Origin of the sequence: Luedemannella flava, assembly GCF_039528515.1 — a bacterium.
GTDB classification, from domain to species: Bacteria; Actinomycetota; Actinomycetes; order Mycobacteriales; family Micromonosporaceae; genus Luedemannella; species Luedemannella flava.
Genome location: NZ_BAAALT010000235.1, coordinates 1 through 8804, shown reverse-complemented (window position 1 = coordinate 8804; position 8804 = coordinate 1). Strand labels below are relative to the sequence as shown.

The following is an 8804-nucleotide window of genomic DNA, read 5'->3' as shown; positions in this document are numbered from 1 at the left end:
ACGGTCGGGGTGGCGGCCGCCCGGGCGCCCGCCGTGGCGGCCAGTCGCACGGCCGGCAGCAGGACGGCGCCGAGCAGCGGCGTGCCGACGCGGGCGAACTGCTGCGCGGCGTCGGCGACCTGGGCGACGCGGCACTGGTTGCGCTCCGCCGTGATGATCGCCGCGTCGGCGAGCCCGGCCAGGCTCTGCGCGTCGGCGCTGGAGGCGGTGGACGGCGCGTCGATGATGACGTACTCCGTCTGCTCGCACAGGGCGGTGAGCACGGTCCGCACGTCCTCGCCCTGCAGCAGCCCGGCGGCCGTCGCGGTGCCGCCCGTGGTGATGACGGTCAGCCGCGAGTTGCGGTGGGTGGGCTGCAGCGCGCTGGTCAGCGTGGCCCGGCCGGCGAGCACGTCGGTGAAGCCGGGGCCGCTGGCCACCTGGAACAGGTCGGTGAGCGGCGTGGTGGGCGTGCCCAGGTCGGGCGCGTGTGCGCTGACCAGCACGACCTCGCTGCCGGCGCGGGCGAGCGCGTCGGCGAGGTTGGCCGCCACGAGGGTGGACCCGGCGCCCGGGTGCGCGTTGCTGACGGCGATGACCTGGTCGTCCGGCGTGAGGGTGGCGAGCACCTCGTTGCGCAGCCGGTTGAACACCCGGCCGCCGGGCGTGTGCGGGGCGCACAGCTCGGTGGCGGACAGGTGCAGGCGGTCGCCCAGCTCGGCGAGCAGCGGCACGCCCGCGCGGCGGGTCAGGTCGGAGCCCTGGCGCACCCGCCCGTCGAGGCGCTGCCGGCCGATGGCGAGCAGCAGGCCGAGGAGCAGGCCGAGGACGGCGCCGCCGCCCAGGTGCAGCGGCACGTCCGGCTTGGTGGGCCGGCCGGGCAGGGCGGCGTCGGTGATGATCCGACCGCCGTCGGCGGTCATGACGCTGAACTGGTTCAGCCGGTTGCTCATGTTGTTGATCTGCGCGGTGAGGGTGTTCTTCCGGGACCGCAGGTCGGACAGCTCGGTCGAGCCCCGGCCGGCCTCGGCGATCTTGTGGTTGGTCGTGACGAGCTGGGCGTTCAGCGCCTTGATCTTCGCGTCGAGGGAGGCCATCTGGTCGTCGATCTCCTGCTGCGCCGACTGCTGGCGGTTGTGCAGGTACGCCTCGGCGAACGCGTGCGACCCGGCCTGCGCGGCGACGGCGGTCTTCGCCCGGAACTTGATGCGCAGCACCGCCGTGTTGGGCGGCACGTCGACGCTGACCGCGCCGGCCAGCCGCTGCGGCGAGACCGACCCGCGCAGCAGCGCGGCGGCCTCGTTGGCGACCCCGCTGGACCGCACGAGCTGCGCCTCGGTGTCGAGGTTGATCTCGGCGCGGGTCCGCCCGCCCACGACGTTCGCGTCGAGGCTGGCCACGGGTTGCACCAGCACCGACGTGGTCGCGGCAAATTCCTTGGGGGTACTGGCGGCGAGCGCGGCCGCTCCGGTGACACCGACCAGCAGCGAGCCCATCACGGTCAGCCAGTGCCGTCTGGCCATTCCGATGTAGTCGTTGAGGTCGGCGGCGGGACGGGCGCTCTCCATGGGCACGCACCTTTCCGGGCTGAGCGGGTACGGGGACGCGACGGCCCCGACCGGGCGCTGTGGCCACGACGCGTGGCCGCCCAGAGAGGTAAACGGAGGGATGTTCCCGACGTAACGGACTTTGCGCCTAGGTTGCGCGCTGATCCAACCAGCCTTCGGCGGCGAGATGGTTGAGCACCACGTCGACCGCGTCGTCCACATCGATCGTCGACGTGTCGATCACCAGGTCGGCGTCGGTGGGTACCTCGTACGGGTCGTCGACGCCGGTCATCCCGGTGAGCTGGCCGGCGCGCGCCCTCGCGTACAGCCCCTTGCGGTCGCGCTGCTCGCAGACCGCCAGCGGCGTCGCCACGTGCACCAGCACGAACCCGGCCCCCGCCGCGTGGGCGAGCTGTCGCGCCGTCTGCCGCGCCGCCGCGTAGGGGGCGATCGGGCAGCACAACGCGAGGCCCCCGTGCCGGGCCGCCTCCGCCGCCACGAAGCCGATTCGTCGGACGTTCATGTCCCGGTCCTCCCTGGAGAACCCGAGCCCGGCCGACAGCCAGCGGCGCACCACGTCCCCGTCGAGCAGGGTGACGGTGCGCTCGCCCGTCTCGGCCAGCACGTCGGCGACCCCACGGGCCACCGTGGACTTGCCGGAGCCCGACAGGCCCGTCAGGAAGACCACCAGGCCGCGGTGGCGTCGCGGCGGCCTCGCGCGGGTCAGCTCCCACGCCACGTCCGGCGGCGTGTGCCACTCGGGCAGCGGGACACCACGGTCGAGCAGGTTGTCGATCTCGTCCGGCCGCAGCGGGACGCGCCGGTGCCTGGGCGGGATGTCGTCCGCCGCCCGCCACTGCCCGTCGCGGCCGTCGTAGGCCAGCTCGCGGGGGAGCAGCGCGCGCGGGCCACCGCCCGAGATCATGGGACCGGCGGCGAGCAGGTGCGTCGCGCCGTACGCGGACGCGACCCGGGCGCGCAGCAGCGCGTCCATGACCTCGTTGCCGCGGCTGCGCAGCGGCACCGCCACGATCGTCGCCGCCGGCATCCGGTCGCGCGCCGCGAGCACGCAGCGCACCAGCACCTCGGGGGCGAGCCCGTCCGGCCCCGCCTCGGCGACCGGGATCAGGATCAGCACGTGCCCGGCGATCGTGCGGGCCGCGTACGCGATCTGGGCCAGCTGCGGCCGGTGCAGCGGCCGGTCGACCACCACGCCGAGCACCCGGCCCTCGGGCAGCAGCGCCCGGATCTCGTCCGGCGGGCGGCGCATGTTCGGGAACGCCCCGTGCTCGCCGTCGCCCGCCCGGCGCACCGGTCCGGCGACACCGGTGAGGCCCGGGCGGGTCGGCCAGATGTCCATCGCGTCCAGCGCGGCGATCGGCGCGCCCTCGGGATCGGTGAGGATGAGGACCCGCCGCAGCGGGTTGGTCGGGTCGAGGCGCGCGGTGACGGCCTCGGGCACCTCGAGCGTGACGGGCACCTGCCACGCGGTGCCGTCCGCGAGGCGGCCCGTGCGGGCCATCGCGGCCAGGTCGGCCCGGCCGAGGAACCCGGTCAGCGGGGTGAGGGCACCCGTGAGGAGCAGCTCCAGGTCGGCCAGCTCGCGCGGTCGCGGCGCGTGCGACGGGGCATCGCGGAGCACCTCGTCGGGCAGCACCCAGCCGTCCATGTCACCCCTTCATCGCCGTGCGTCGCCGTCCGACAGTCTCGCAGCCGATCGTGGCGCGGTCGACCCCGACGCCGCGGTCCTATCATGGACCTTCAGGTCCACGAGGGAGGAGCGACCGTGCCGAGATACGAGTTCCGTTGCCGGGCGTGTGGCGACACGTTCGAGGTCAACCGCACGATGGCCGACTCCGCGGCGCCCGCCACGTGCCCCGCCGGCCACGCCGACACGGTCAAGCTCCTCTCCACCGTGTCCTTCGCCACCCGCGGTGGATCTTCCACTCCCCGCCCGGCCCCCGCCACCGGCGGCGGCTGCTGCGGCGGCTCCTGCGGCTGCTGACCCCCCGCACCCCACCCGGTCCGACAGCCGCGCTCCGGCCCCGCCTCCCACGCGGCGGCGTGCGGCCAGACGCGCGCGTTTGGCGGGTCGACGGCGGCGGCGAGCGGACAGATGTACACATGTGGCGGGTCCGCAGATGCTGCCGGCCCGCCCGATGTGCGCAGTTGGCGGGGCGCGGCCACTGCGGGCTGCCAGATGTGCACAGTTGGCGGGCCGAGGGCTGCCCCAGTTCGCCACATGTGAGCAGTTGGCGGGCCGAGGGCTGTCGTCGGTCGCCACATGTGAGCAGTTGGCGGGTCCGCGGCGGCGGTGGGTCGCCACATGTGAGCAGTTGGCGGGTCCGCAGCCACCGCGGGCCGCTACATGTGAGCAGTTGGCGGGTTAAGGGCTCCCGCGGGCCGCCAGATGTGCGCATGTGGTCGCTACCGCTCGCCCGTGCGCACCGACCGCGCCCTGCCCGGCGCCGAATGGTCGCCTTGGGCGAGCTCCGCACGCATTCCGCCCGCCAAGGGGGTCGCCTTCGGCGGGTCCGGGAACGCCTTCGCTCGCCAAGGGTCGCCCCGGCGGGCAGGGGACCCGAACCCGCCCGGCCGAGAGATCGCCTTGGCGAGGGTCGCACGCGCCGTTGGTGGTCCGGCGGGTCAGCCTGTGTTGCGGAGGCCGGCCGCGATGCCGTTGATGGTGGTCAGCAGGGCGCGTTCCAGTTTCTCGTCGGGGGTGCCGTTCGCGGCCGCCGCGCGGTACTGGGACAGCAGGGCCGCCTGCAGGTGGTGCAGCGGCTCCAGGTAGCTGTCCCGGACCGCGAGGGTGCGGGCCAGGACCGGCTGCTTCTCCAGCAGTTCGGACTCGCCGGTGATCTGCAGCAGGCCGGTGACCGAGCTGGCGTACTCCTGCTGGATCTTGTCGAAGATGGGCCAGAGGTTCTCGGGGACCAGGGTGCGCACGTAGCGCTCCGCGATCGTGAGGTCGGTCTTCGTCAGCGTCATCTCCACGTTGGAGATGAACGTGCGGAAGAAGTGCCAGTTGGCGTGCATCTCGCGGAGCGTGTCGCCCAGGCCGGCCTCGCGGGCGGCGGCCAGGCCGGTGCCCACGCCGTACCAGCCGGGCACGATCTGGCGGGACTGGGTCCAGCCGAACACCCACGGGATGGCGCGCAGGCCGCCGAGGCCGGCGGACGCGTCGGGTCGGCGGGCGGGCCGCGAGCCGATGTTCAGCGCGCCGAGCAGCTCGGTCGGGGTCGCGGCCCAGTAGTAGGCCGGCAGGTCGGGGGTTTCGACCAGCTCGCGGTAGGCCTTGAACGCGGCGTCCGAGATCAGGTCCATGACCGAGTTCCAGCGGGACAGGTCCTCGGGGCTGAGCCGGGGGGCCGTGTTGAGCAGGGCGCTCTGCAGCACGGCGGCGACGGTCAGCTCGAGGTTCTCCCGGGCCAGGGCCGGCAGCGTGTACTTGTCGGAGATGACCTCGCCCTGCTCTGTGACCTTGATGGCCCCGTCGAGCGTGCCGTTGGGCTGGGCGAGGATCGCCTCGTGGGTGGGGCCGCCGCCCCGGCCGATGGAGCCGCCCCGGCCGTGGAACAGCCGCAGCCGCACGCCGTGCTTGAGGGCGACGTCGCGCAGCGCGCGCTGGGCCCGGTGGATCGCCCACTGCGAGGTGGTGATGCCCGCGTCCTTGTTGGAGTCCGAGTACCCCAGCATGACCTCCTGCACGTCGCCGCGCGCCCGCACGATCGCGCGGTACGCGTCGACGGACAGCAGGGCGTCGAGCAGCGAGCCACCCGCGTCCAGCTCGGCGGGCGACTCGAGGAGCGGCACGAAGCCGACCCGCGCCACCCCGGCGCCGACGTCGACGAGGCCTGCCTCGCGGGCGAGGATCGCGGCGGCGAGCACGTCGTCGATGCCGAGCGTCATCGAGATGATGTACGACTCGACGACCTCGTCGCCGAAGCGGTCCTGCAGGTCGCGGATGGTGGTGAAGACGTCGAAGGTCTTGCGGTTGGTGTCGGTGAGCGGCACGGACACGCTCGCCAGCGGCCGCCGCCCCGACAGCTCCTTGATCAGCAGTTCGGTCCGCGCGGCGCGGTCCAGCGACCGGTAGTCGGAAACCTCGCCGACCCGCTCGTAGAACTGCGCGAGCACCGCGTGGTGGGCCTCGGCGTGCTCGCGGATGTCGAGGGTCGCCAGGTGCAGGCCGAACGCCGACACGGTGCGGACGACGTCCGCGAGGCGGCCGGTGGCCGGCAGCATGCCGGTGTTGCGGGCCAGCGAGGCGCGCATGAGCTCGAGGTCGGCGATGAGGTCGTCGGCGCCGACGTAGTCGTACCCGGGCTTGTGGGGCGCGCCCGAGGCGAGCCGGCGGCGGGTGTTGCCGAGCTTGACGAGGATGCAGCGGCACTTGAGCCGGTACTTCTCCTCGGCGTTGACGCGGCGGAACCGGGGCGCCACCTCGTTGCCGAGGACGTCGAGGTCCTTGGCGAGGCTGGAATCGAGGTCGATGGAGACGTGCCGCAGGCGGCGCGACACCGACAGCTCGTTGATCAGCCCTTCGACGGCCTCCTCGACCGTGCGGATGCCGTACTCGTGCATCATCAGCAGCACGTCGCGGGTGACGGCGGGGGTGACGAACGGGTTGCCGTCGCGGTCACCGCCGATCCACGAGCCGAACGTGAGCGGGGCGGCCGTCGGCGGCGTCTCCACGCCGAGGTCGGACAGCGTGGCTGAGAGGTCGGCGAGCACCCGGGGCGCCGCGCTGGCGGCGAGGTCGGAGAGGTAGAAGACCGCGTTGCGGGCCTCGTCGCGCGGGTCGGGCCGGGTCAGCCGCAGCTCGTCGGTCTGCCAGAGCAGGTCGATGATCTCGGCGAGGCGCCGCTCGGTGCGGGCGGACTCGGCCGGGCTGGGGCCGTAGAGCGCGGCCTGCGCCGCCTCGGCGTCGAGCTCGTCGGCGACGGAGCGCAGCTTGGACAGGATCGACCGGCGCGCCGCCTCGGTGGGGTGCGCGGTGAACACGGGCCGGATCGCGAGCCGCCGGGCGCCTGCGGCGATCTCCTCGGCGCTGACCCCGCGTTCCTTGATCACCTGGGCGGCCCGGTTGAGCCAGCCGCCGTGCGCGGCGCGCTCGCGGCCCAGCTCGCGGGCGCGGTGCGTCTGCTCCGTGATGTTCGCGAGGTGGAAGTAGGTGGAGAACGCCCGGGCGAGCTGCGTGGCTGTGGCCAGGTCGACGCCCGCGAGCTTGGAGCCGGCGGCCGCGCCGTCGGTGCGGACCAGGCCGCGCACCTCCTCGACGAGGTCGAGCAGGGGCTTGCCCTCCTGCCGGACCAGGGTCTGGCCGAGCAGGTCGCCCAGGCGGCGGATGTCCGCGCGCAGCGCGGCGTCCACGGCCTCGTCGGGGCCGGTCTTCTCGTAAATCTCGCTGTCCGCGGTCACGCACAGATCCAATCGCTGAGTACGCGGGGGACAGCGCTGTCCGGGCACGAGGATCGTAACGGTCGTTGAGCCGTCACGTCAGGTGAGCCTCGTTACGGTCCCCGCTCATTACAGTGCGTGTTCGCCGCGGCGACCTCGGGTGACGGCCGCCGCGAACGTGCCGACGACCCCGGCCAGCGACCACACCAGCAGCCCCGCGACCGGCAGCCCGGCCCCCGCCCGCGCGTAGTAGGCCACCGCCCGCGTCAGGTCTGTGCCCAGTCCGGTCGGCAGCCACACGTGCATGCCCCGGAAGAACGACGGCAGGAACGGCCACGGGAACACCCCGCCCGAACCCGGGTTGCCGAGCACCACGAGCAACAGAATCGCGAGGCCGGTGCCGACCATGCCGAGCCACCCCTGCAGCGCCGACGTGATCGCGGCCGCGGTGAACGCGACCAGCGCCCCGCCCAACGTGAGACCGAGCGTGTGCCCGGTCCAGATGTCGAAGACCGGCCCCACGAGGATCGCCCCCGCGAGCCCCAGGAGCAGGGAGAACGCGGCGAACGCGCCGATCCGGGCCGTGGCGCGCATCAGGTCGCGCGGTGCCGTCCCCAGACTCAGCCCGAGTACGGTCGCCGCGAGGTAACCGCCGAGGGTCAGCCCCACGACGAGGTAGAAAGCGACGAGCCCGCGCGGGTCGTGCGCGGTGAGCGGGTACGCGTCGACGGTGGTGACCTGGACCCCGGCCGCCTGCCCGACGGCGGCCACGGCGCCGGCCAGGATCTGGGCCACCGGCTGGCCGGCGCCGCTGGACACGGTGAGCTGCAGGCCGGCGGCGCCGCCGGCGACGACGGCGAACACCTCGCGCCGGTCGAGCGCGGCGGTCGCGGCGTCCCGCGTCGCGAACTCGTGGCCCGTGACCAGGCCGGTGCGCTCGTCGAGGATGCTCAGGAGCTGCGTGGCGGTCTGGTCGCCGGTCACCACCCCGACGGGGATGTCGCGGGGCGTGGGCTCGTGCAGCCCGCCGACGTACGCCGCGATGAACGCCGTGGTCAGCAGGAGAACGCCGGCGAGCAGGATCGCGGCCCGGCCGGCCCAGGCCTTCCAGAACCGGTCGCCCGCGTAGCGGGGCACGTGCCACATACCCCGCCAGATGAGCGGGCTGCTCGGGGTGCCGCCCGCGGTGTCGGGCAGCGCCGGCTCGGTGTCGGGCGCCGGGTACTCGTGGCCCACGGGCATCTCGCCCAGCGACAGCGGCTCGTCGGCGTGGACGTGGATCGGCATCTCGCCGAGGGCGAACTCCGGCGGGGCGCGGCCCGTCCCGCCCGCTGGGGAGGGCTCGTCGCTGGCGCCGAGGGCGTCGTCGACGGCGCTGCCCGCCGGAGGTGCGGCGTCGTGCGGCTCGGGCGGCGCGGCGTGCGACGCGACGTAGGTGGGTGACGATCCCGGCGGCTCGTCGCCCGAGCCGAGGGCGTCGTCGACGCGACTGGCCGGGGTGGGTGGGGACTCGTGCGGTTCGGTCACTGCGTACCCCCATGTGTTGGCTTTTGTCAGAGTAGGCCCGGAAAGCCGCCGGGCGGGCGGGTTCCGCGCCCGGCGCGGGCGTCGGCCGGCGGGCGTAGGCTGGTGCGCAACACCACCCCCTGTCCGAGTCGGCTGGGGGCACTTTGGCGTGCGGGAGATGATCATGACCCTGGTCGGTCTGCTCGACGCGGCGCTCGGCGACCCGGCGCTCGCCCGGCTGCGCGACTTCGCCCGGGGCACCTCCGAGCGCGGCGCCGCGATCTCCGCCGAACAGCTCGATCTCACCGCGCCCGCCGGCTCGCGGCCGTTCGTCGCCGCCGCCATCGCGGCGCGGGCCGGCGGCGGCGC

The 8804-nt window shown here is 74.3% G+C and carries 6 protein-coding genes; 2 read left to right on the top strand and 4 right to left on the bottom strand.

Features of this window, described 5'->3' with window-relative positions; all coding sequences use genetic code 11:
• Both ABD211_RS27610 and cysC read right to left on the bottom strand, forming a co-directional pair.
• The coding region (locus tag ABD211_RS27610; protein ID WP_344138169.1) for a tyrosine-protein kinase domain-containing protein at positions 1-1547 on the bottom strand (1547 nt) is incomplete at its 3' end.
• Positions 1548-1674: 127 nt separating this feature from the next.
• Positions 1675-3195 (bottom strand): adenylyl-sulfate kinase, encoded by a 1521-nt coding sequence (cysC, locus tag ABD211_RS27605; protein ID WP_344138166.1) that lies wholly within the window; start codon positions 3193-3195, stop codon positions 1675-1677.
• A 117-nt stretch (positions 3196-3312) separates the two neighbouring features.
• Between cysC and ABD211_RS27600 the strand changes: the two genes are divergently transcribed.
• Positions 3313-3531 carry an FmdB family zinc ribbon protein gene (locus tag ABD211_RS27600; protein WP_344138163.1) on the top strand — a complete coding sequence of 73 codons (219 nt, stop codon included), beginning with the start codon at positions 3313-3315 and terminating at the stop codon, positions 3529-3531.
• A gap of 641 nt (positions 3532-4172) precedes the next feature.
• Here the strand turns inward: ABD211_RS27600 and ppc are convergent.
• Together ppc and ABD211_RS27590 are read right to left on the bottom strand one after the other, a co-directional pair.
• Positions 4173-6950 (bottom strand): phosphoenolpyruvate carboxylase, encoded by a 2778-nt coding sequence (ppc, locus tag ABD211_RS27595; protein ID WP_425560545.1) that lies wholly within the window; start codon positions 6948-6950, stop codon positions 4173-4175.
• Positions 6951-7058: 108 nt separating this feature from the next.
• On the bottom strand, positions 7059-8456 hold the full coding sequence (locus ABD211_RS27590) for an ABC-2 transporter permease (RefSeq protein ID WP_344138161.1): 1398 nt from the start codon (positions 8454-8456) through the stop codon (positions 7059-7061).
• 163 nt (positions 8457-8619) lie between these two features.
• Here ABD211_RS27590 and ABD211_RS27585 point away from each other — a divergent pair.
• Positions 8620-8804 (top strand): hypothetical protein (locus ABD211_RS27585; protein WP_344138159.1); only part of this gene is annotated, 185 nt, incomplete at its 3' end.

Excerpts from the sequence above, each read along its gene's own strand:
- cysC (WP_344138166.1), bottom strand. The coding sequence starts at position 3,195 with ATGGACGGCTGGGTGCTGCCCGACGAGGTGCTCCGCGATGCCCCGTCG.